Below are 23,982 nucleotides of genomic sequence, written 5' to 3' on the forward strand. Positions count from 1 at the left end.
ATTATTAATAATCAGCGCCTTAATGTACCGGTAACGCTAAGCAATCATATTGTCACTAATTGTTTACCAATTGTTAATCAGTAACCAAAACCTTACCTTTGCGGCACACAAAAAGGGCATCCCGTTTCATGAAACTGAATATTGATTACCAGGAGAAATTCCAAGCCAGACACATTGCACCAAACGATGCAGACACAGCTAAAATGCTGAAAACCGTTGGGGCAGAATCATTAGACCAACTGATTGAACAAACCGTTCCTGATAAGATCCGCTTAAAAAGCCCGCTCAATTTACCGGCCGCAAAAAGCGAGTTTGATTACCTGAATACGCTGAAACAAACCGTATCCAAAAACAAGGTTTTCAAATCGTACATAGGCCAGGGTTATTACGATGTGATCGTACCGGGCGTTATTCAGCGCAATATTCTGGAAAACCCGGGCTGGTACACGCAGTACACGCCTTACCAGGCCGAAATTGCTCAGGGCCGTTTACAAGCCCTGTTAAACTTCCAAACCATGGTGTTGGATTTAACTGGAATGCAAATTGCGAATGCCTCTTTATTAGACGAAGGTACCGCAGCAGCCGAGGCTATGTTTATGCAATACAGCCTGCGTAAAAATCAAAAAGCTAATACCTTCTTTGTGAGCGAAGAGATCTTCCCGCAAACTATAGATATTTTAAAAACCCGTTCGGAGCCTTATGGCATCCAACTGGTTATTGGCGACCACCGTACGGTTGAACTAACCGACGATATGTTCGGCGCCATTATACAATATCCGGCTAAAGATGGTGCAGTATACAACTATACCGACTTTGCCGACGCTGCCCATACCAAAAATATTAAGCTGACCGTAGTGGCCGATTTAATGAGCCTGGTACTATTAACCCCTCCGGGCGAGTGGGGAGCCGATATTGTGGTAGGTACCAGTCAACGTTTTGGTGTACCTATGGGCTTTGGTGGTCCGCATGCGGCCTTTTTTGCTACCAAAGAAGAATACAAACGCTCTATGCCGGGCCGTATTATTGGTGTAACCATTGATAGTGCCGGTAACTACGCCCTGCGTATGGCATTGCAAACCCGCGAGCAGCACATCCGCCGTGATAAGGCAACTTCTAACATTTGTACTGCGCAGGCCTTATTGGCTATTATGGCCAGTATGTATGGCGTGTACCATGGTCCGCAAGGGTTAATCCTCATTGCCCAGCGTATACATGGCTTAGCTGTTTTATTGGCTAAAGCCTTAGGCGAATTAGGTTATGAGCAGTTAAACGATAGCTATTTTGATACCGTTAAGTTTGAGTTAGGTGTTTTAGCTAACCCTATCCATTCTGAAGCGCTGAATAACGAAATGAACCTACATTATAGCGGTTCTACCGTAAGTATTTCGTTAGATGAAACTACATCGCCCGAGGATATTAAAACCATCATCCGCTTTTTTGCCAAAGTAAAAGGAAAAACATCGAGCGATGTGAATTTTGATGAACTGAAAGCCAACCTGGAAACCGTTATTCCAACTGAGCTGCAACGTACTTCAGCGTTTTTAACCCACCCGGTATTTAACTCGCACCATTCGGAGCATGAAATGCTGCGTTACATTAAATCTTTAGAAGCTAAAGATCTGTCGTTAACGCACTCGATGATCGCTTTAGGGTCATGCACCATGAAGCTGAACGCCACTACCGAAATGATACCGGTAACCTGGCCAGAGCTCAGTAAAATGCACCCCTTTGCCCCTGCCGACCAAACCGGCGGTTACATGCAAATATTCGACGAACTGAATAAATGGTTAAGCGAAATTACCGGCTTTGCCGCCATGAGCTTACAGCCTAACGCTGGCGCACAGGGCGAATATGCAGGCTTAATGGTGATCCGTGCTTACCATAACGACCGTGGTGATCATCACCGTAATATTGCCTTAATTCCATCATCGGCACACGGTACCAACCCTGCTTCGGCAGCTATGGCCGGTATGAAGATCGTGGTGGTGCGATGTGATGATAACGGTAACATTGACGTAGCCGATATGCGCGCCAAAGCCGAGCAGTATAAAAACGAGCTAAGCTGCTTAATGGTGACTTACCCTTCTACCCATGGTGTGTTCGAAGAGTCGATCATTGAGATCTGCGAGATCATCCACGCCCATGGCGGACAAGTTTATATGGACGGTGCCAACATGAACGCACAGGTAGGCTTAACCAGCCCGGCCAATATTGGTGCCGATGTTTGCCATTTAAATTTACATAAAACCTTCTGTATCCCTCACGGTGGTGGTGGCCCCGGTATGGGCCCAATTGGTGTAGCTAAGCACCTGGTGCCTTACCTGCCAGGCCATGCGGTGGTAAATATCGATCAGGGTAAATCTATACCGGCGGTATCTGCAGCGCCTTGGGGTTCGGCTTCTATCTTAATTATATCACACGCGTATATTGCTATGATGGGCGGCGAAGGTTTAACCGATGCCACCAAGTACGCTATCCTGAACGCTAACTATATTAAAGCCCGTTTAGAGCAGCACTACCCGGTATTATACGCAGGTGCCAACGGTCGTTGCGCACACGAAATGATATTGGATTGTCGCAGCTTTAAAAACATTGGTGTTGAGGTAACTGATATAGCCAAACGTTTAATGGACTATGGTTTTCATGCACCAACAGTATCTTTCCCGGTGGCGGGTACCGTTATGGTAGAGCCAACCGAATCGGAGCCTAAACATGAGTTGGACCGTTTTTGCGATGCCATGATTGCCATCCGCAATGAAATTACAGATGTGGAAAACGGTTTGCTGGATAAAACCGACAATCCGTTAAAGAATGCGCCACATACCGCAGCCGTAATTACCGGCAACGAGTGGACCCACCCGTACACCCGCCAAAAAGCAGCTTTCCCGCTGCCTTATGTAGCGGCTTACAAATTTTGGCCATCGGTTGGTCGTGTAAATGATACCTACGGAGATCGTACTTTGATCTGCTCATGCCCGCCACTAAGCGATTATGAGTTTGAAGAAAGCGAAGTAACTACACCGGAATACGGAACGTGATCAATTTCTGAACCGGAATTTTAGGAATTATAGAATTACCGGAATTGAATACTTATAAACAATAAAGGCTCCCTGGTGGAGCCTTTATTGTTTATGTTAAAAATGTTATTGCAACTTGTCAGTCTGAGCTTGTCGAAGACCTAACAAGCGTACAAGTCTTCGACAAGCTCAGACTGACAAGTTGATTATTTTTTCGTCATTATCATCGCTGTGCAACTGGCATAACGAACTACTTTTCTACGCAGAGATTGCTTCGTACCTCGCAATGACGTAAGGGAGTTTTGACTAACCGACTCTCCGACCAACAGCCTACTTCATCACCTCCGGTATTACCTTGCCTATGCAACCGCTTGGCATTTGGATGTGCAGCAGGGCGGCTACCGTGGCCGATATATCGGTCATGTGGGTATCGCGGTTCAAAGTGCCGTGTTTAACGCCCCAGCCCATAAATACCAGTGGAATGTGGGTATCGTAAGGTGCATTTACGCCGTGCGAAGTACCTGTTTTGCTGCGGCTGGCATACCATCCTGGTTTCAAAATAAATTGAATAGCACCACTACGCTCGGCGTTATAACCGTTAATGATACGCTCACGAAAATCGGCCGGAATAGGCGCTTCCTGTGCTCTCTGCATATCTACCACGTACAATACACCATCGCGCTTGCGCAGGTAGTTCATACAATCCTGTTTCATTTTTTCAAAATCGGCTTTAGAATTTCCAATGGCTACATTGTTAAAGTTAATTTGGTAATTATCTATACCTAAAATGGCACGCTTAACCTTGTACTGGTCTTCCAGCATACGGTTAAGGTCGGTAGCAACCGCGCCGCCGTCAAACAAGCCTGTTGGTATGTTATGATCTTTCATGAATGTGGCATTATTGGCCGCACCATGATCGGCGGTTAAAAACACGGTATAATTGCCCTTGCCTACTTTGGCATCCAGGTAAGAGAAAAAGTTAGCCAGATCCTGGTCTAACCGCAGGTAAGTATCTTCGGCCTCTATAGAATTAGGCCCAAACTGGTGACCTACATAATCTGTCGAAGAAAGACTTACGGCTAAAAAGTCGGTTTGCGTGCCTTTACCCAACTGCTCTGCATCAAGCGCTGCTTTGGCAAAGTCGAGTGTTAAGGTATTTCCCGCAGGATTGCTGCGGAGTAAGCCTAAACCTGCGCCTTTAGGGTTATGTGGAAATACTGGACTGGTTTCGCCGCTATACATCCCTTCGTATGGTGTATTGTCGGCGGTGCTTTGCACATAAGTGGCTATTGGATAAAGTGTGTTCCAGGGCTTGGCTATATAGCTGGCCGGTAGCTTAAGGCTGTTAAACTTGCTTACCCAGGCAGGTAGCTGCTGCATGTAATAGGTACTGGTAATAAAGTTACCGGTAGCATCATCAAACCAATACGAACCATTGGGGGTATGCCCTGCAGGTAATATACTACCCCGGTCTTTCAAAGCAATTCCTATTACTTTAGAACGGAAGTTGGTAGCCAGTTTCAACTCATCGGTTATGGTGCTGGCCTGTAAGTTACGGGGCGACATCAGCCCTGCTTTTGAGGCAGTACCTACACTTTGCACGGTGGTATCTTCGGTACAATACATATTGTAACCGGTGCTTTGTATATAAAAATTATTGGCGGCAATACCGTGGATGGCCGGCACCGAACCTGTATAGATACAGCTATGGCCAGGTCCGGTTTCGGTAGGCAGGTAATCTATATGGGTGTTTTCGCAGGTAAAACCTTCGCCCAGCAAGCGCTTAAAGCCCCCGCTTTGGTAACGGTCGTTATAACGGTATAGATAATCCCAGCGCATTTGGTCAACTACAATACCCACTACCAGTTTTGGGCGGGTAACGCCGGCTGGTGCAGGAGCGGGCTTTGCTTTTTGAGCGGTAGTGATTAATGGTGCACAAGCCAATACGGCCAGCAGTATATTTTTGTAATTCATTGTATGCATTTAAGAAGCCAAATATGGGCATTGATACCTATACGTTGTGTGATATTTTTGTTATGAAATGATAAAATAGCACGGCGTGTCACGTTACTTTATCAAACAGCGTCATGTATCATAATCTTTAAAGTATACCATGAATAACAACCCGGCCAATACGCCTTACCCTTCTGCCATAAAATTGCTCATGATGTTATGTATAATCATAATGAGCACACAAGCCCGGGCACAATCTCCCTGGGATAAATTTTACGACCATGATACCCTGACGACCAAAGAGCTGGGTAAGGTGGTGATCCATGTAACCAAAACCAACCGTAATGCCATTAAACCATTGCTCGTTTACCTCGACGGCTCGGGCAACTACCCCTTATACTACCGCAAAAATTCGGGCAAGTATAATACTTCAATAGCTTTAGATATTGTAAAGTATGCCAAAGATTACACCGTTGTACTGATCAGCAAACCGGGCATTCCTTTTAGCGACAGTTTACGATACCAACAGGGCCGGGCTTACTACCCCGATAATGAAGTTTATGATCGCTATTACAGTTTGCAGTGGCGGGCAGGTACAGCATCGGCAGCCATTAACTACCTGCTGAAAAAAATACCGGTAGATCAAAAACACATTTTGGTCATGGGCTACTCAGAGGGATCGCAAGTGGCGCCTGCGGTAGCCGTTATGAACAAAAAGGTGACTCATGTGGTGTGCATGGTTGGTAATGCACTTAACCAGCTTTACGATTTCATAATTAGCGCACGCCTGGATGCCGACCAGGGCAATAAAACGGCCCTGGAAAGTCAGCACACGGTAGATTCGTTGTATACCGAGTTTGCAAAGATTTACGCCGATCCAAAATCTACCAGCAAAAAGTGGTTTGGGGCAACTTACTTAAAATGGAGCAGTTTTTCGGAAAGTACGCCGCTCGAAAATATGCTAAAATTGAACATTCCCATTTTGTACATGGGCGGTGGTAAGGATAACAACCAAACCATTATTGATATGGACTATGCCAAACTGGAGTTTTTAAGAAAAGGCAAAACTAACCTTACCTATAAAGTATACGAAAACAGCAATCACTATTTGCAGGAAACGGAGATGAACGACGGTAAAGAAGTAAGAACCGACCGAAGCGATGAAGCCCACCAGTTTGCCTTAACCTGGAGTAAAGCAAACTGATGGGCTGTGCATGATACGTTATAGGCACTAATCCAACGCATTTGGCCCTATGACAATTTGCTTTGTGCTTTACCTAACGCCGTATCTAAATGCCGGTGCGATTTTTTGTGACTTATTTCTTTTACCTTTTTGCCTTTACCTTTCTTACGTTTACCCAGGTAAATAATTAGGCCGGTAAGGGGTAAACTGGCACAGATGAGGCTTACGATGAAGGCCAGTATCTTACCCGGCAAACCTGCTATTTGCCCTACGTGTATATCGTAGTTCATGTCTTCCAGTTTCAGGCCCAGGCTTTTTTGGGTGTTGGGCAAGTACAGCAGCGTTTTGCCGGTGTACTGGTCAAACTGGTACGTATCGCGGTAGCTGTAGCGTAATGGCTCTTCGTAAGCCACGCCGTAGAGGGCTTGTCCCGGGGTGGCACCGCCATAAAATATGAGCATGTTGGCCTGCGGCGATTTTTGGGTGATGGTTGCATAGGCCACATCAATAGCCGGTATATTTTGCTTTACCGCTTTCAGCGTAGAATCTGATTTAAATTCTTTGCGCTCAATAGCAATGGTTTTACCCAGGTTGCCGCCCTTGTAAATGCCTTCGCGCACCCACTCAAACGACATGGATAACCCCGTAACGGCCAGTACCAAAGCAATGGCAGTAGAGTAAAAGCCCAGCACATTGTGCAGATCGTAATTTACACGGCGCCAGCGCGACCCCCATTTTATAGTAAAGCTGCGCTTACGGTCGGTTTTACGTTTTGGCCACCAAAGTATAATTCCGGTAATCATGAGCACTACGAAGATGAGCACCGAGGTGCCTACCACAATGCGTCCTACATTATCGGGCAAAAGCAGGTATAAGTGAATGTACTGAACAATGATGAAGAAATTGCGCTGCAGCAGATCATCATGCAGTACCTTGCCGGTGTAGGGGTTAATATAAATGTTATGGTAACCCACCTTATCAACCAACCCCACAAGCGCAGGCCTGTCGATACCGTTATAAATGGTACCGCTTACCTTGCCGGCCGGTAAATATTTAAGCGCTTGCCGATGCAATACTGATGGCTTTAAAAAAGGCTTGCTTTGCACTTCCACTTTACGGTAGCTGTGCATGGCATCCTGTATCTCATCCTGAAAGCAAAAAATGCAACCGGTAATGCTCACTATAAACACCACAAGCCCGGAAATGAATCCGAGCCAACGATGCATAAACAGTATGGCTTTTTTAAATGCCGTCATATACGCTTACTTATTAAAATTTGTAAGATGCACTCAATACAAACTGACGTGGGTTTTGAGGATTTATAGTAGTGTAACCAGTGTAGTAGCGCTTGTTGCCTACATTGTTTGCTGCTAAGCCTAAACGGTATTTAACACGATCTAAAAACAGGTTGGCGTTTAATACCGTATAAGATGGCAGCGTAAAAGTACCCTGAGCTACACTGTTAATTACTTTGTTTTCGCTGGCGTAATTACCGCCGAAACCGGCTCCTAAACCTTTAACCAGGGTTTGAGGTAAACGATAGCTCACATAGAAGTTGGCTAAATAAGGCGAACCGGCCGTGTTGGGACGCAAACCTTCAACGTCTGCATCGGCACGAATGTATTTAGAGTTGTTGTAAGAGAAACCTGCAATTACATTTAGTGCTGATATTGGGTTGGCAATAATTTCTGCTTCGAAACCCTCGCTTCTTTGTGTACCATCCTGCACCTGTGGATTAGGGATCTCTGCCGAACCTTGCAGGTTGCGTAAAACGTTAGTGAGTTTGATGTTGTAGTAACTTACTGTACCATTTAGCTTACCATTGAATAAAGCCATTTTAACACCGCCTTCTAATTGATTAGCATTCTGTGCTTTTGGCGTTACAGTAGTACCGGTAATATCCTGGAAGGGGCGGGGATTAACAAATCCGTTTTGATAATTGGCAAAAAAGGAAAGCTGTTCTTTTAACGCCTGATACACTAAACCGAATTTTGGCGAAAGAACGGTTTGGCTATATGGTTTTGCTGTTTGCGTTCCGGCCAAATCGTAACTGCCTTTATTTTCAAAGCGGTCTACACGTACACCTGCCGATGCCAACAACTGCTCCGTTATGTTAAACACGTCTGATACATAGGCGCTGTAGGTATTGGTTTTATAGATGTAAGGAAAAGTATTCTTATCATCAAAGAACTTAGGCGTAAGTTTGTACTGCGTTTCTCTGTTAAAGCTGCCGTAATCGAACGTTGCGCTATTTATAGGCGCTGCTCCATACGCGTTACCATAATAAACCTGATTAGAATTAACGTGCTGATAATCCAATCCAACTACAAAACGGTTACGAAACTGCCCGATGTTGAAGTCACCATTAATGTTTTCCTGTACTTCAATAGCATCGAACTTACTGTTTGCCGTAGACTGATCGTAACGTAAAATGTAATTATTTTGGCCCAGCGGAGAAGCTACACCGGTAGCTGTTTTATCGGTAACGAGGTAAAAATAAGGGCTGGCACCATTAGAAAAACTACTTGATGAGGTAAATATAGTTTGTGAGGTTATCTTATCAGATAGTTTATAAGTGGCCTGTGCAAAGTTATTCACACTGCGTGAGCGCTGGGTAACATCTTCGTTTACGTAAGCTTGATTGTAGTCGATATTAAGGTCGCTTACCTTACTTGCACCCAAAGCCTTTGGTGAATCAAAGAAGAAAAAGAACGGGCGCATAGAAGAGCTACGACCTAAAAATATTTCGGACTCTAACAAAAACGATAGCCTGTCATTAGCTTTGATAGATAAGCTTGGGGCTATGGCAAAATTGCGTGCCTGTCCGTAGTTTTGAAAGCTGTTGTTGTTATTGTAAGCCGCATTTAAACGGAATAATACATCTTTATCTTCGGTAACAGGTGTGTTAATATCTATAGTGGTACGGGTAAGGCTGTACTTGCTTAAGCCAAAGTTGTAGCTTCCTACACTTTGCGATACCTCGCCACCAAAGCTCTCGTAAGGTTTTTTGGTAACACGGTTAACCAAACCCCCAAACGAAGGTAAAGCACTGCCATACAACGTACCCGACGGGCCTTTAATAACTTCTACTTTTTCGGTATTTACAGCATCAACCGTATTAGTTACCAAGCCTGCAACGCCATTACGTAAACTACTTTGTACGGTGAAGCCTCTTAAAGTAAAGTACGAACCACCATCGCCGCCGCGGCCTGTGGCATCCCACAGCTTTTGTAAGCCTGGTGTGTTTCTAAGGGCATCATCAATGGTAAAAACCTGTTGCTCTTTTAATAACTCATTGGTAATTGTGCTATAGCTTTGCGAGTTCTCTAAGTTGGTTAGCGGTATTTTTGCAGCATCGGTGCTTACTTTACGGGTGTAACGGCTGGCACGGTTAGCCGCCACGTTCACCTCATCTAACTGTGCCATACTGGTATTAAGCGTAACTGCCGGGACAGTTATGGCTTGATTAGCGCTAACGCTTACTGTTGTTTCCACACTTTGAATACCTACGGCCGAAACCATAAGGGTATAAGATCCTTCGGGAGCCTTAATGATATAGTTCCCGTTAACATCGGTCATGGTGCCGTACTTGGTACCTTTAAGGCCAACGGTTACAAAATCGGCCGGTTTATTATCTGAGGTTATTACCTTACCCTTCACGGTTCCGCGTTGCTGTGCATAAGCACCGGCAACGGTAAACATTATCATAGTGATAGCAATAAGTAGGGGTTGATAGAGTTTCTTCATTTATTTGGACTTATTATAAATAACACCGCAAAAGTATTACGTTATCTTTACAATCCAAACTTATTTTTAATTATTCTAAATAAAGACAGCACGAACCAGCAGTAGTTCCCAGATCGTGCGCGCAAATTTTGTTATGAAAATCTTTAAAATAGTTCATTACAGAGCATAACTCCCCCCCCGGTGCCCAATCTAAATTTTTGAGGAAAAATCCAATTTTATGAAGTTCTAAGACGAAATACTGAGGAATTATATATCCATGAGTTCTTTCTTTTTCTTGCTTTTCAGCTTTTTAGGGATGAAATGGAGTATCTCATTTTTGAGTGCTTCAATCATTCGGCGCTTTAAGAAGTTGCGCTGTATTACAATGCTTACCTCACGTGCCGGCTCGGGCGACTTAAAGTAACGGATGCGGTCTAACTGCTTTTCGCTCAGATCGTCAAGCGCCAGCTCGGGTAAAATAGTGGCCCCGCTGTTTTGGTCTACCATACGTTTCAGAGTATCTACACTCCCGGTATTGTACTCAAAATGCTGAAACCCCTTGGTAGATTTACGGCGCTGGCAAATATTGAGCACCTGCTCGCGCATACAATGGCCTTCGTCTAATACCCAAAGTTCCTCAACGTCAATATCTTCCGGACTAATGCTCTTCTTTTTAAACAGCTTACTGGCTTTAGAAACGTAGGCTACAAAATTCTCATAAAACACGGGGATCTCTATCAAATTACTCTCGTGCAATGGAGTTGACAGGATGCCGCAATCTATCATTCCCAGCTTAAGCTGATGGATCAAATGCTCGGTGTTTTGCTCCCATACCACCAGCTTTACCTGCCGGTATTTCTCTACAAAACGCGCTATAATTTTAGGTAGCAAATAAGGTGCAATGGTTGGGATAATACCTATCCGTAACTCACCTGAAAGCTCTTTTTGCCGGTCGGTAACAATCTCTTTGATCTTATAACTTTCGGCCAGCATAATGCGCGCCTGTGCTATAATTTCGATGCCTACTTCTGTGGGGATAATAGGCTGGCGGGTACGGTCAAATATTTTTACGCCCAGCATATCTTCCAGCTTTTGCACCTGCATACTTAGCGTAGGCTGCGTTACAAAGCACTTTTCGGCAGCCAGCACAAAGCTTTTGTACGTGTCTACCGCTACAATATATTCGAGCTGGGTAATGGTCATTTTTTAGTTCATAGGTGATAGTTCATGGTTGGTAGTTCATTTTTCATAGTATCGTGTTGTAGCTGCTATGAACTGTAAACTATCAACCATGAACTAAATTACTCTACCGTTACCGATTTAGCAAGGTTACGGGGCTGATCTACGTTACAGCCACGCATTACGGCAGTATGGTAAGCCAGTAACTGCAACGGCACGGTGGCTAGCAAAGGCACAAATGGCTCGGCAGTTTGCGGAATCTCTATCACGTAGTCGGCCATGCTTTTTACTTCAGTATCACCTTCGGTTACAATGGCAATAATATGGCCTCCACGGGCTTTTACTTCCTGTATATTACTGATTACCTTCTCGTAAGAGGAATGCTTGGTAGCTATTACCACCACTGGCATTGCATCATCAATTAAGGCAATAGGCCCATGTTTCATCTCGGCCGCGGGATAGCCTTCGGCATGAATGTAAGAGATCTCTTTTAGTTTCAAAGCACCTTCTAAAGCTACCGGGAATGAGCTTCCTCTACCCAGAAACAAGCAGTTATTGGTGTCCTTAAACTTCGCGGCAATATCCTTAATGTGGTCGTTAGCCTTCAGGGCACGTTCTACCAGTTCGGGTATTTCGTTGAGTTCCGTTAGATATTCAATGAGCTTGCTTTGCGTAATGGTTCCGCGCTGCTGGGCAATGTAAAAGGCAATTAACGTAAGTACGCTTACCTGTGCTGTGAAAGCTTTGGTTGATGCTACGCCAATTTCGGGACCGGCATGGGTGTAAACACCGGCGTGGGTAGTGCGCGGTATAGACGCGCCCACCACATTACATATACCAAATATGGTAGCCCCTTTTTCCTTAGCCAGTTCAATGGCTGCCATGGTATCGGCAGTTTCGCCCGATTGTGATATGGCAATTACCAGGTCTTTTTCGGTGATGATGGGGTTACGATACCTGAACTCTGAAGCATACTCTACCTCTACCGGTACACGGGCATACTCTTCAATCAAGTACTCACCTACCAAACCTGCATGCCACGAGGTGCCGCAAGCCACAATGATAATACGATCTACGTTCTTTAATTTTTCGGTATACTCTTTAATGCCGCCAAGTTGTACTTTACCTTGCTGCGGGTATATGCGGCCACGCATACAATCGCGTATAGAACGCGGCTGTTCGTAAATTTCTTTGAGCATGAAGTGCTCGTAACCACCTTTTTCCAGCATTTCAAGCTGTAATTCCAAACGCTCTATGTAAGGAATTTGCACCGTGTTATCAATATTCTTGATGAGCAGGTCATCGCGGCGGATGTATGCAATTTCGTTATCATTTAAATAGATAACGTTCTTAGTATATTCTACAATAGGCGTAGCATCGGAGGCTACAAAATACTCGCCTTCTCCAACACCAATAACCATGGGGCTGCCCTTGCGTGCAGCTATAATTTGATCAGGTTCATCGGCACTCATAATTACAATGGCGTAGGCACCCACTACCTTGTTCAGGGCAATACGTACTGCTTCGCGCAGGTCGAGACCGGTTTCTTCCTGTATATCTTCTACAAAATGAATAAGTACTTCGGTATCAGTGTCACTTTTAAATACATGGCCTTTAGCCTGAAGGGTTTCTTTAATAACGGCATAATTTTCAATAATACCGTTATGTATAATAGTAAGCTTGCGGTTACCTGATGAATGTGGGTGGGAGTTACGGTCGCTTGGGGCGCCATGGGTTGCCCAGCGGGTATGGCCCATACCCAGCGTACCCTTCATGTCAATATCTTTAACAAAGTTTTCCAGGTCACTAACTTTGCCTGACTTTTTGTAAACTTTAAGGTCTTTATCTAACAAGGCTACGCCTGCACTGTCATATCCGCGATACTCCAGGCGGTGCAGTCCTTTAATTATAATTGGGTAGGCATCTCTAAAACCTACGTATCCTACAATTCCGCACATAAATAGAATTTGGTATAAGTATAAACTAAAAAACGCTTTGCTGCTTTTAAACAAACATAACGCTTATTTTCAAATATAGTATTGCAAAAAAAATCCCCGTGAGCCGGGGATTTTCATTTAGTTATTTTTGGTGTATATGACGTTCAGCTTAATTCGATAGGGCGATGACTTATCACTGCCTACCGCTACTACGCGGCCCGCTGTTTGAACGGTTGGGGCAATGTCTACAACGCCCGATGCCCGTGAAACCCCATCGGTAATGCCGATGTAAGCGCCATAGTCGGTAATTCTTCCTTTCAAAAGATCTTGAATATAACCGGTAAGCGTAAAGTGATATTCGCGGTTAGTGCTCAAATAGTTGCCCCCAAAAGCAGCGGCACTAAAAAATCTGGCATCAAGCGGACTAACACCACTGGAACTCAAAACAGCATTGGCATCAGGTACGCGTGCACGCTGACGCGTTATATCGAGCATGTAAAATGTAATTAACGGCTGCGCAACAAATGGTGGCAGATCAGATCCGGCTAAGGTAGTAATAACCAGTTCGGCACGGTTAATAGCGACCTTATTGATATCTACACCAGCCCCAAACATGGTTTTCAAATTAGGGAAAGTTACTTTAGCCCTTAAACCGTTTAAACCCTGAAGATAGAACAGGTTATTAGAACCGGTAGACTCTATAGCACTTTTTACAGTTGCGGGGTAAGTAGTATTTGCCGGACTAACATAACGTGGTTTCACGTTAACTGCATGGGTGGCAAAAGGCATGCTTACCATAGCTGTATCGGTTACGCCTGCATTCAACGTACGATAGTAAATATTCACCCTGCTCGAATCGAGGTTAAACATTAAGCTTCCACCGGCTTGCGAAGCAGCAGCGCGGTCAAGTTTTAAATACAATCCGTTTAGCGCACTTTGAAAAGCGGTATTAGAAGCTAAAGCTGCTGCCGGGGCATTAAATAAATAAGTAGAAGCAAAAGAATTGGCTAATGGTATACGTAATTGTGGCACTACATTCCTCAGCGTATCTTTTACACCCTTTAATATATGGAAGGTTTTAATAGCCGTACCCGGGCGAGCATTAAACGTTTTAGACGGATCGTTAAAAAATACAGAGTTATCGAACGTAAAAGATTTATTGCTAAAGTAATTTTGCGTAGGAAACAATTTTTCTGTAAGCTTATAAACGTTGAGCTTGTACTTGGTATTTAATGAATCACCATAAAACCCATTGGTATAACGCAGTTCCATTACTACCGAATCGGTTGTAATAGTACCCGTAGGCACGGTGTAAGCAACACTACCCGGCAAGTTAAGTCCGGTGGCTACGTATGATTCTGTTGGGCCCAGCAAATTATCATTAACCGATGATAAAGCACTGTTGGCTATACCCGATGAATAACCTGCAGTACCCGAAGCTACAGATACATTATCTGTATCGGTTTTCACCACAATATCGTCGTATACCATTAAGGTACCATCTACTTGCTGGCCGTCTGTTGGTAAACCAATATCGTTTTGGTTTTTACAGCTGCCGAAAATAAAAAGACTTATCAACAGGGTTAATAAGTCTAGTCTTATAAATTTCATATGTACTTTTAAATCTTTATGCAACGTTCACCAACTCATCGGTGGTAATTTCGTCGTAAAAATTGTAATAATTTTCGAAATCAGCGGTCGAATTAAATTCTAAAACAGGTTTTTGGCTGTTTTTAACATAATTTAACACATCTGCATCTATAGTTTCGCTGGCCAATACAACGGCATCGCTGTACTGAATAGCACCTTCGTGCAAAGCATTGTTGGTGCCCGGTTTAAATACTTCGGTATGCTTTTCGGTCATATCGGCCATTACTGCTTTTTGAGCAAAATCAGCGTCTAAAGCCTCGGTGAAAGCATTTTCATAAACCGAGTACACAATTTTTGAATGCTTAAAGGTAGGATCATCTTTGTAAGTGGTTTTCAGGTAAGCCGGAACCAGGGCGCTCATCCAGCCATGGCAATGTACCACATCGGGCGACCAGCCTAATTTTTTAACGGTTTCCAGTGCACCTTTACAGAAAAAGATCATGCGCTCATCGTTATCGGCGTAAAACTTACCGTCTTTATCGCCAAATACGTGCTTGCGTTGAAAATACTCTTCGTTATCCAGAAAATAAACCTGCATACGAGCCGCAGGTATAGAAGCCACCTTGATGATCAAGGGATTGTCATTGTCATTAATAATGATATTCATTCCCGACAAACGTATCACTTCATGCAGCCTGTTCCTGCGCTCATTAATATTTCCAAAACGGGGCATCAAAATACGGATCTCAAAGCCTTTGTCCTGCATGGCTTGTGGCAGCTGGCGCGTTATTTCAGAAATTTTAGTGAGTTCAAGGAAGGGAGACATTTCATGAGTGATGAACAGAAGCTTAGATTTACCCATCTCTATATCAATATTAAGTTATATGTAAGAAGTCAAAAAAATTTGAGTGTGCAAATATACACATTATCTTATGAACTATCAACGAATTATGCAAGTACTTTTGGTATTGATGAAGTAATTACACACCTTTGCCCACTTTTTTAATTATTTTTTTAGTTGAAAATATTTACCACCAAACATGAGGTTAGCCAGTACCTGCAGCAGCTGCAGGATGCAGGGCAAAAAGTAGGTTTTGTGCCTACTATGGGCGCTTTACACCAGGGCCACCTCTCTTTATTAGCGCAAGCCAGGCAGCAAACACAGGTAGTGGTTTGCAGTATATTTGTAAACCCCACACAGTTTACCGATCCTAAAGACCTGGAAAAATACCCCCGCCCTATTGAGGCCGATATTGCCAAACTGCAACAAGCCGGATGTGATGTTTTATTTAACCCACCCGTGAGCGAAATGTATGCCGGCCATGAGAACTGGCATTTAGACATAGGCGAGCTTGAACATTTACTGGAAGGCAAATTCAGGCCGGGGCACTACCAGGGCGTAATGCAGGTGGTTAACAAGCTGTTTACCATCATTCATCCCAACCTGGCTTTTTTTGGTCAAAAAGATTACCAGCAGGTAATGGTAATAGAGCAAATGATACAAAGGCTTAAACTGCCGGTTAAACTGGTAATGTGCCCTATTGAGCGCGAAACTGATGGCCTGGCCATGAGCTCAAGAAATATTCACCTTACGGCCAACGACCGCCAACATGCCTTAGTGCTTTCGCGGGCGCTTAACCAGGCTAAAGCCGATTTTGAAGCAGGTGAACCTTTGAACCAGGTAACGAAACAAGCGGCTGAATTAATTGACAATGAAAGCGGTACAGAACTTGAATACTTTGAGCTGGCCGACGGGCAAACGCTGCACCCTGCTACTACAAACAGCCAAAATATAGTTGCATTGGTAGCAGCACGTGTAGGCCATACCCGGCTAATAGATAATGTGATAATGCGGTGATTACTGCTGTAATTTTTAATACTAACTTTGCTTTATGATTATTGAAGTTTTAAAATCTAAGATACATCGTGCTAAAATAACGCAGGCCGAATTGAACTATGTAGGCAGCATTACGATTGATGAAGATTTAATTGAGGCAGCAAACATTATCCCTAACGAAAAGGTGCAGATTGTTAATAATAACAACGGCGCACGCTTTGAAACATACGTAATAAAGGGAGAACGCGGCAGCGGCACCGTATGCTTAAACGGCGCTACCGCAAGGCTGGCACAGGTAGGCGATATTGTGATCATTATGTCGTACGCATCTATGGATATGGACGAGGCCCGCAAGTACGAACCTATTTTAATTTTTCCAGACACAGATAATAAATTAATTCGATAGATTAGGAGCCCTGATTAATCGGATTGACCATGAGATATTTATTAGCCCTTTGCTGCTTATTTACCGTTAGTTTTTGCTTTGCCCAAAAGGCTAAATACCAGCAGGTATTTTACTTTGACAATAACGGTTATAAAGTTCCTACAGTAGACAGTGCCGACTACATACGCGTTGTAAGCCAGCCCGATTCGGGCTCTACCCTGTTTAGCATTGTAGATTATTACCGCAACAGCAAGCCTAAATTAATGGGTAAATCATCCACTATAGACCCGGCTACTTTCGAGGATCAGTGTGTTACTTACTACGCCAACGGCAGGCGCGAATCGGTATTTACTTATGCCGGCGGCCGTTTACTTGGCCCGGGCTATTTGTTTTATCCTAATGGAAAGCTGCACGCCGCAATTACTTACGATACCGTATCTACCGTACCCGCCGAGCAAAACATACACATTACCAGTTGCCTCGATACCACCGGTACCACTTTAGCTACCGATGGCAATGGCCGCTATATTGATTATAACTGGGCCACCAAAACCGTTAGTGAAGAAGGTCCGCTTAAAAACGGTTACCCCGACGGCGAATGGCACGGCAGCTACCCCAGCGAAAAAGTTACATACGCTGATACTTACAGTAACGGCAAATTTGTATCGGGCGTGAGTACCACCGCTACCGGTGTTAAGTATACTTACACTAAAAGGCAACAAGCACCTGAGTTTAAGGGAGGTGATGCCGCTTTTTTAGCGTACGTAAAAAAGAAATTCAAGTATCCTACCAACCTACCTCAAAAAGGTACCATGGGCGTATTGGCCTTTACTGTTGGTAAAGATGGCCGGGTGAGCAACGGCAAATTCCTCGGTAATATTTCGCCTATACTGGCCAAGCAACTTGCCGATGCGGTAAATTCATCGCCCACATGGAAACCGGCTATACAGAACGGCATGCCGGTGGCTAATTCCTGGATAGTTCAGGCTACGTTTGGGGTATTGCCGGCGGCGCCTAAAGCGGCAGTTAAAAAGTAATTTACTTTACAACTGGTTGTATTAATTATCCTATTTTTAACGGTAATTAATCATCACCATGAAAACCTTATTCACCCTTATTCTTACACTGGCGGGCATTTCGGGCTATGCACAGCAGGCACGTCAAAATGTTTACTTTATCAAAAACAATGGCGTAGAAGTTAAGCAACGCGATAGTGCCGATTACATCCGGATTGTACGCGAACCCGATTCTGGTGCAGTTTTATATAAACTACTGGAATACTACCCCAACGGTAAACCCCGCCGTTTGGGCACAACCTCAACCATTGATCCTATTAAGCTGGAAGGACCATGCACAAGTTTTTATGAGAGTGGTCCACGTAAAAACGTTTTAAACTATCATAAAGGCTTACTTGCCAATGAGCAGATCTACTATTACCAAAACGGTAAAGTAAGTGAAGTGCGCAATTACCCCGATTCGCTCAACAAAAACAAGATCATAGCAAACCAAAATTATCTCCTAATCACCTTAAACGATACCAGTGGCACTCCCCTGGTAGCCAACGGAAGCGGCCATCAAAAGATTTACGATAGTAAGTACACCAAAGTTACCGCTGAAGGCGACATTAAAAATGGCGTAAAAGATGGCGAATGGCAATTTACTGTTGGAAAGAACGATAGTTTGCTGGTAAACGAAACGTATTATAATGGCAAATTTGTAAAAGGTAAAGCTACGAGTAGTAACGGCGGAAGTTATACTTATACTCATGCCGATGCCTTACCCGAATTTAACGGTGGTGTACAAAGTTTTAATAAGTTTTTGTCAAAAATGCTGCGTTATCCTGCAGAAGCTCAAATAAAAAATTTGCAGGGCAGGGTTAACGTATCTTTTATTGTAGAAAAAGACGGTTCACTTACCAGTATAAAAGTTGTTGGCCTTGCGCCTGCCCAGGTGCTTTGCGACGAGGCTTTGCGGGTTGTAAAACAAAGCCCATTATGGAATCCGGGCATCCAATACGGCCGCCCTGTAAGGACTGTTTATACCGTACCTGTGGTGTTTACACTGGGCAGATAAATGCTGTTATATTACGCTATGTTAAATAATCAAATTTTTAACACGCGTAACCCACATTCTTATATCTTTGCATCCCGACGCTGAAGTCGGGTTTTTTGTTTTCAGCGCATAGAATTAGAACGGTTCATAGTCAATGGTTCATAGTTCATAGCAAGTTTAAAAGCCATGAACCATGAACTAAGATCCATGAACGCTTAACAAACTGCTAAATACTACTATGCCCAAAGATACCTCCATCAAATCGGTACTGATCATCGGTTCAGGCCCTATCATTATTGGTCAGGCCTGCGAGTTTGACTACGCCGGTTCACAAGCCGCCCTTTCGTTAAAAGACGAAGGCATCTCCGTTTCCATTATCAACAGCAACCCGGCTACCATCATGACCGATAAGGTTATTGCCGACCATGTGTACCTGCTGCCCCTTACCTGCGAAAGCTTAGAGCAAATTTTAAGCGAACGCCAGATAGACGCCGTATTGCCTACAATGGGTGGCCAAACTGCGTTGAACCTGTGTATAGAAGCAGATGAGCGCGGCATTTGGACTAAATATGGTGTAAGGATAGTGGGTGTTGATATTGCAGCTATTGAGAAAACTGAAAACCGCGAAGCTTTCCGCCAGTTAATGGTAGAAATTGGCGTAGGCGTGGCTAAATCCAGAATTGCCAACTCTTTTTTAGAAGGTAAAGAAGGCGCACAGGAAATTGGTTTCCCGCTGGTAATACGCCCAAGCTATACGCTGGGTGGTAAAGGTGCAGGTTTCGTGCATAAGAAGGAAGATTTTGACGCGGCCTTAAGTCGTGGCCTGCAAGCATCGCCTACCCATGAGGTATTGGTGGAGCAGGCTGTTTTAGGCTGGAAAGAATATGAGCTGGAGTTACTGCGCGATAACCGCGATAACGTGATCATCATTTGCTCTATTGAGAACTTTGACCCGATGGGTATCCACACCGGCGACTCGATCACCGTGGCCCCGGCCATGACCCTGAGCGACCGCTGCTACCAGGAAATGCGTAACCAGGCTATCAAGATGATGCGCGCCATTGGTAACTTTGCAGGTGGCTGTAATGTGCAGTTTTCGGTTAACCCAGCCAACGAGGATATTATCGCTATTGAGATCAATCCGCGGGTATCGCGTTCATCTGCCTTGGCGTCAAAAGCAACCGGTTACCCAATTGCTAAAATTGCTGCCAAGCTGGCCATAGGTTACAATTTGGACGAGGTAGAAAACCAGATCACCAAAACCACTTCGGCTTACTTTGAGCCAACGTTAGATTACGTAATTGTAAAAGTTCCCCGTTGGAACTTTGATAAATTTAAAGGCGCCAACAAAGAACTGGGTCTGCAAATGAAATCGGTTGGTGAGGTTATGGGTATTGGCCGTAGCTTTATCGAGGCTTTGCAAAAAGCTTGTCAGAGTTTGGAGATCGGCCGCGCAGGTTTGGGTGCCGATGGTCGCCAGAGCCGTAACCTGGAAGAAATTATGCACAGCCTGGAGCATCCAAGCTGGGACCGGTTGTTCCACGTTTATGATGCGCTGAGCTTGGGTGTACCTATTGAATCGGTACGTAAAGCAACCAAGATAGACCGTTGGTTTTTAAACCAAATACAAGAAATTGTTAACCTGGAGGCCGAACTGCGCCGCTACTCGGTAAATAATATTCCTGAAGATATATTCCGCACGGTGAAGCAAAAAGGTTTTTCGGATGTGCAGATTGCCTGGATATTAGGCGTAAACACCACCGAAGAAGATGTTTACCAGCGCCGTAAAGCCTTGGGCATTAACCGCGTTTATAAAATGGTAGACACCTGCGCGGCTGAGTTCCAGGCGCAAACGCCATATTACTATTCTACGTACGAAGGCGAGAACGAATCCATCCCTTCGGACAAGAAAAAGATCATCGTATTAGGCTCGGGTCCTAACCGTATTGGCCAGGGTATTGAGTTTGATTACAGTTGTGTGCACGGTTTGTTAGCGGCTAAAGAAGCTGGTTACGAATCGATCATGATCAACTGTAACCCCGAAACCGTATCTACCGACTTTAACATGGCCGATAAGCTGTACTTTGAGCCGGTATTTTGGGAGCATGTACGCGAAATTATCGACCTTGAAAAACCGGAAGGTGTCATTGTACAATTAGGCGGCCAAACTGCGCTTAAAATGGCCGAAAAGCTGCAAGAGCACGGTATTAAGATCATAGGCACCTCGTTTAACGATATGGATATTGCCGAAGACCGCGGCCGTTTCTCCGACCTGTTGAAAGACCTCGACATTCCTTACCCGTTATACGGCGTAGCCGAAAGCGCTGAAGAAGCTATTGAAGTTGCCCACAAGGTAGGTTACCCGGTGCTGGTTCGTCCGAGTTATGTACTGGGCGGACAAGGCATGAGCATTGTGATCAACGATGAAGACCTTGAACGTGCGGTAGTAAACCTGCTGAAAGCACTGCCTGGCAACCGTGTACTCATCGATCACTTCCTCGACCGTGCTGCTGAAGCCGAGTCGGATTCTATCTGTGATGGTGAGAACGTACACATCATTGGGATGATGGAACACATCGAGCCTGCCGGTATCCACTCAGGCGATTCTTTCGCCGTGTTGCCACCGTTCGATTTGAGCGAAACCGTATTACAGCAAATGGAAGAATACTCCATTAAAATAGCCAAAGCCTTAAATGTAAAGGGCTTGCTGAACATACAGTTTGCCATTAAGAACGATAAGGTATACGTGATAGAAGCCAACCCGCGGGCCTCACGTACGGTGCCGTTTATTGCCAAGGCATACGATGTACCTTACATTAACATTGCCGCCAAGGTAATGATGGGCGTAAACAAGCTTACCGACTTTACCATAGAACGTAAACTGGTAGGTTACGCCATTAAAGAACCTGTATTCTCTTTCGATAAGTTCCCCGAAGTAAGCAAAGAGCTTGGCCCCGAAATGAAATCGACTGGCGAGGCGATCCGCTTTATCCCTAACCTGCAAGACCCATATTTTCGCCACTTGTACAAAGAAAAATCAATGTATTTGAGCAAGTAAGGAGTTTTTTAGATAAAAGACTTATAGAGGAAGGACAAAGGATGAAAATTCTTTGTCCTTTTTTTGTTGACGGGTGTTTAAAGATCTATTATTATTTGCAAATTTATGGCATGAAGATCTATCTAAAATTTATTCTAATCGCTGTATCTGTATTTACATGCATGTCGGGTTTTGCTCAATCAAGAGAAGACCGATCTAACTTATCTTTGAATAGCAAAGCAGTTAAAATCACGAAAGCCACCGGGTGGAGAAAAAGTGCAGTTACTGGTAAATGGGTTAGTAATCCGAACGTTATTTCAAGTGATGAAAATCCAACAGTTGAAGACAAAAGTCACTTGGATAATTTTAAGTGGATGCAATGGGCTACTATCAAACAAGATGGAAAAAATTACTATATTTTAATGTATGAAGATGTTACTGGTGCTTGGAAATATCCTCATATCAAACAGGACTGGCAATCATATTCGAAAGTATATTACTTTGCCTTTACTGAACAGCAGTATAATGATATTATAAAAAAAGCCAATGTGCAATCTGGTAAAAACATCTATGTCAAAACTAATATTTACGATAGTTTTCTGCCGAATATAGAATCACAGGAAGATAAAGCATACGACAACGAAATAGGTGTTCATTTAACTAACAGCTTTGCCTCAAAGTGGCCAATTAATAAAGTTTTTATATACAATTCGCAAAAAGTTGACGGTAAGGACGTTATTCGCTTTATTTTTCCAATGGATGATGAAAGTTATATAACTGAGGCATTAAAGGATGGCTATTTCGAAATGTCTCTTGAGGAATTTAAAGAAATGTTAAAGATTTAAAACATCTAATTAATTCTGCCACCTGTATAAATGGGTGGTTGTACTTCAGCGGATAAAATTTTTGAATGAAAGACTTTTAGAAAGGACAAAGGATGAAAATTCTTTGTCCTTTTTTTGTGAGCGTATTTGCCCTCGCTCCCGCAAGCGTCCTGCTTGTGGTAAATTACAGGAGAAAGATTACAAGACACCACACGCTCCCGCGAGTTTAGCGTAGCGTAACTCGTGGCGGCAATTGCCGGAAGGTTAAACCTTCCAACATCATCACCACAAGTTGTAAACTTGCGGCAGATTAACGTCCCGTATCAATTCAGCCAGTCAAAATAAGGGCTGTGCAATAGATCGTTAGGCTCCAGGTATGCTCTGTTTCTCGAAAAGTCGTAAGTGATATTAAATCGTTTTAAAAAGTTGTTACCTAATACTCCCTGCAAATTGGGCGATGCCATGAGGCCTTTGGTTACGGTGGCTAAGCCTGTGGGGATTACGTAAAAACGGTAATTGTTCAACCGCACTTCGGGCATACGCACAATGTAGAGTTCGCTTTTATTACCGTCAGACCCCAAGGCAGTACTAATGGCTATGGTCTTTAATTTATCGCGAAAGTGGTGGCGGTTAACAAAAGAACTGGTGAGATCTACAGCCGCATCTGAGCCTGTATCCATTTCAAACCAGCCTTTGTAACGTTTATGATCTACCACCACAGTGCCCCATATGGCAGGCACATGCTCAATGAGTTTTACTTTAGCTGCGCTGCCGGTGCCTTTATACTTAAAAGTGTCTTTATTAAAAAACAGCAGTTTATGCTTCCGGTAATCAACCTTAATTACATAACGTTTCATCACATCAATCCCCAGCACACCATCAAACGGATGGCCGGGGTAAGGTATGGATAGGAACCTGATTCCGCTAAGCGTTATACCTCCCAGCATCAATTGGTTATTAGTACTGGCTTTTACCGTGCTCATGCCATTTGCCCCCTGGTTTTCCACTTTGCTGTCCATCACCATTTTCAATTGGTTTAGCGCAATACTATCGGTAATAACCATAGGCGAAGCACCTGTATCGAACAAAAAAGTTAAACTATCAGAGTTATTAACCCTGCACTTAAAATAGATCTTTTGCTGCTTCACAAAAAATGGAATTACCGCAACGGTATCTTGCTGGGCAAAAGCCGGAATCGCCAAAATGGCGAAAATCCACAGGCCAATACATACCCGGAAATTGAAAATTGCGGCGTAACTCAT

The 23,982-nt window shown here is 44.0% G+C and carries 16 protein-coding genes; 8 read left to right on the top strand and 8 right to left on the bottom strand.

The genetic code is table 11. The features are described 5' to 3' along the window. Nucleotides 1-128: 128 nt before the first annotated feature. Nucleotides 129-3,038 carry an aminomethyl-transferring glycine dehydrogenase gene (gcvP, locus tag IEV61_RS19230; protein WP_188418692.1) on the top strand — a complete coding sequence of 970 codons (2,910 nt, stop codon included), beginning with the start codon at nt 129-131 and terminating at the stop codon, nt 3,036-3,038. Nucleotides 3,039-3,347: 309 nt separating this feature from the next. On the opposite strand, the gene pafA is transcribed toward gcvP, so the two are convergent. Continuing rightward, nucleotides 3,348-4,991 carry an alkaline phosphatase PafA gene (gene pafA, locus IEV61_RS19235; protein WP_188418693.1) on the bottom strand — a complete coding sequence of 548 codons (1,644 nt, stop codon included), beginning with the start codon at nt 4,989-4,991 and terminating at the stop codon, nt 3,348-3,350. A gap of 139 nt (nt 4,992-5,130) precedes the next feature. On the opposite strand from pafA, the gene IEV61_RS19240 reads away from it, so the two are divergent. Next, nucleotides 5,131-6,174, top strand: coding sequence for an acyl-CoA thioester hydrolase/BAAT C-terminal domain-containing protein (locus tag IEV61_RS19240; protein ID WP_188418694.1), 1,044 nt, complete (start codon nt 5,131-5,133; stop codon nt 6,172-6,174). 47 nt (nt 6,175-6,221) lie between these two features. Here IEV61_RS19240 and IEV61_RS19245 read toward each other — a convergent pair whose 3' ends face one another. From IEV61_RS19245 to IEV61_RS19270, 6 genes are all read right to left on the bottom strand, one after another. Beyond that, nucleotides 6,222-7,409 (bottom strand): PepSY-associated TM helix domain-containing protein, encoded by a 1,188-nt coding sequence (locus tag IEV61_RS19245; protein WP_188418695.1) that lies wholly within the window; start codon nt 7,407-7,409, stop codon nt 6,222-6,224. A gap of 13 nt (nt 7,410-7,422) precedes the next feature. Then, nucleotides 7,423-9,900, bottom strand: a complete 2,478-nt coding sequence (locus tag IEV61_RS19250) for a TonB-dependent receptor (protein ID WP_188418696.1) — start codon at nt 9,898-9,900, stop codon at nt 7,423-7,425. Nucleotides 9,901-10,146: 246 nt separating this feature from the next. Then, entirely contained in the window at nt 10,147-11,082 is a 936-nt protein-coding gene (locus IEV61_RS19255; protein ID WP_188418697.1) for a hydrogen peroxide-inducible genes activator, read from the bottom strand. Nucleotides 11,083-11,180: 98 nt separating this feature from the next. Next, on the bottom strand, nt 11,181-13,016 hold the full coding sequence (gene glmS / locus IEV61_RS19260; RefSeq protein ID WP_188418698.1) for a glutamine--fructose-6-phosphate transaminase (isomerizing): 1,836 nt from the start codon (nt 13,014-13,016) through the stop codon (nt 11,181-11,183). A gap of 117 nt (nt 13,017-13,133) precedes the next feature. Beyond that, on the bottom strand, nt 13,134-14,606 hold the full coding sequence (locus tag IEV61_RS19265) for a DUF4270 family protein (RefSeq protein ID WP_188418699.1): 1,473 nt from the start codon (nt 14,604-14,606) through the stop codon (nt 13,134-13,136). A 16-nt stretch (nt 14,607-14,622) separates the two neighbouring features. After that, complete coding sequence (locus IEV61_RS19270) at nt 14,623-15,447, bottom strand: glycogen/starch synthase (RefSeq protein ID WP_188418700.1); 825 nt, start codon at nt 15,445-15,447, stop codon at nt 14,623-14,625. 156 nt (nt 15,448-15,603) lie between these two features. Between IEV61_RS19270 and panC the strand changes: the two genes are divergently transcribed. The 6 genes from panC (at nt 15,604) to IEV61_RS19300 (ending at nt 22,741) form a co-directional block, all read left to right on the top strand. After that, entirely contained in the window at nt 15,604-16,443 is an 840-nt protein-coding gene (gene panC, locus IEV61_RS19275) for a pantoate--beta-alanine ligase (RefSeq protein WP_188418701.1), read from the top strand. A gap of 34 nt (nt 16,444-16,477) precedes the next feature. Further along, entirely contained in the window at nt 16,478-16,828 is a 351-nt protein-coding gene (gene panD / locus IEV61_RS19280) for an aspartate 1-decarboxylase (RefSeq protein ID WP_157542497.1), read from the top strand. Nucleotides 16,829-16,857: 29 nt separating this feature from the next. Beyond that, nucleotides 16,858-17,844, top strand: coding sequence for a toxin-antitoxin system YwqK family antitoxin (locus tag IEV61_RS19285; protein WP_188418702.1), 987 nt, complete (start codon nt 16,858-16,860; stop codon nt 17,842-17,844). Nucleotides 17,845-17,902: 58 nt separating this feature from the next. Next, nucleotides 17,903-18,880 (top strand): energy transducer TonB, encoded by a 978-nt coding sequence (locus IEV61_RS19290; protein ID WP_188418703.1) that lies wholly within the window; start codon nt 17,903-17,905, stop codon nt 18,878-18,880. 217 nt (nt 18,881-19,097) lie between these two features. Continuing rightward, nucleotides 19,098-21,917, top strand: a complete 2,820-nt coding sequence (gene carB / locus IEV61_RS19295) for a carbamoyl-phosphate synthase large subunit (protein WP_188418704.1) — start codon at nt 19,098-19,100, stop codon at nt 21,915-21,917. A gap of 110 nt (nt 21,918-22,027) precedes the next feature. Continuing rightward, entirely contained in the window at nt 22,028-22,741 is a 714-nt protein-coding gene (locus IEV61_RS19300; RefSeq protein ID WP_188418705.1) for a hypothetical protein, read from the top strand. A 302-nt stretch (nt 22,742-23,043) separates the two neighbouring features. Here IEV61_RS19300 and IEV61_RS19305 read toward each other — a convergent pair whose 3' ends face one another. Then, on the bottom strand, nt 23,044-23,982 hold the full coding sequence (locus IEV61_RS19305) for a retropepsin-like aspartic protease (protein WP_188418706.1): 939 nt from the start codon (nt 23,980-23,982) through the stop codon (nt 23,044-23,046).

Source organism: Mucilaginibacter galii, assembly GCF_014635825.1.
GTDB classification, from domain to species: Bacteria; Bacteroidota; Bacteroidia; order Sphingobacteriales; family Sphingobacteriaceae; genus Mucilaginibacter; species Mucilaginibacter galii.

Excerpts from the sequence above, each read along its gene's own strand:
- carB (WP_188418704.1), top strand. The coding sequence starts at position 19,098 with ATGCCCAAAGATACCTCCATCAAATCGGTACTGATCATCGGTTCAGGC.
- IEV61_RS19290 (WP_188418703.1), top strand. The coding sequence starts at position 17,903 with ATGAAAACCTTATTCACCCTTATTCTTACACTGGCGGGCATTTCGGGC.
- IEV61_RS19265 (WP_188418699.1), bottom strand. The coding sequence starts at position 14,606 with ATGAAATTTATAAGACTAGACTTATTAACCCTGTTGATAAGTCTTTTT.
- IEV61_RS19240 (WP_188418694.1), top strand. The coding sequence starts at position 5,131 with ATGAATAACAACCCGGCCAATACGCCTTACCCTTCTGCCATAAAATTG.
- IEV61_RS19270 (WP_188418700.1), bottom strand. The coding sequence starts at position 15,447 with ATGGGTAAATCTAAGCTTCTGTTCATCACTCATGAAATGTCTCCCTTC.
- IEV61_RS19285 (WP_188418702.1), top strand. The coding sequence starts at position 16,858 with ATGAGATATTTATTAGCCCTTTGCTGCTTATTTACCGTTAGTTTTTGC.
- panD (WP_157542497.1), top strand. The coding sequence starts at position 16,478 with ATGATTATTGAAGTTTTAAAATCTAAGATACATCGTGCTAAAATAACG.
- IEV61_RS19305 (WP_188418706.1), bottom strand. The coding sequence starts at position 23,982 with ATGAGTTACGCCGCAATTTTCAATTTCCGGGTATGTATTGGCCTGTGG.
- IEV61_RS19255 (WP_188418697.1), bottom strand. The coding sequence starts at position 11,082 with ATGACCATTACCCAGCTCGAATATATTGTAGCGGTAGACACGTACAAA.
- IEV61_RS19250 (WP_188418696.1), bottom strand. The coding sequence starts at position 9,900 with ATGAAGAAACTCTATCAACCCCTACTTATTGCTATCACTATGATAATG.
- pafA (WP_188418693.1), bottom strand. The coding sequence starts at position 4,991 with ATGAATTACAAAAATATACTGCTGGCCGTATTGGCTTGTGCACCATTA.
- glmS (WP_188418698.1), bottom strand. The coding sequence starts at position 13,016 with ATGTGCGGAATTGTAGGATACGTAGGTTTTAGAGATGCCTACCCAATT.
- IEV61_RS19245 (WP_188418695.1), bottom strand. The coding sequence starts at position 7,409 with ATGACGGCATTTAAAAAAGCCATACTGTTTATGCATCGTTGGCTCGGA.
- IEV61_RS19300 (WP_188418705.1), top strand. The coding sequence starts at position 22,028 with ATGAAGATCTATCTAAAATTTATTCTAATCGCTGTATCTGTATTTACA.
- gcvP (WP_188418692.1), top strand. The coding sequence starts at position 129 with ATGAAACTGAATATTGATTACCAGGAGAAATTCCAAGCCAGACACATT.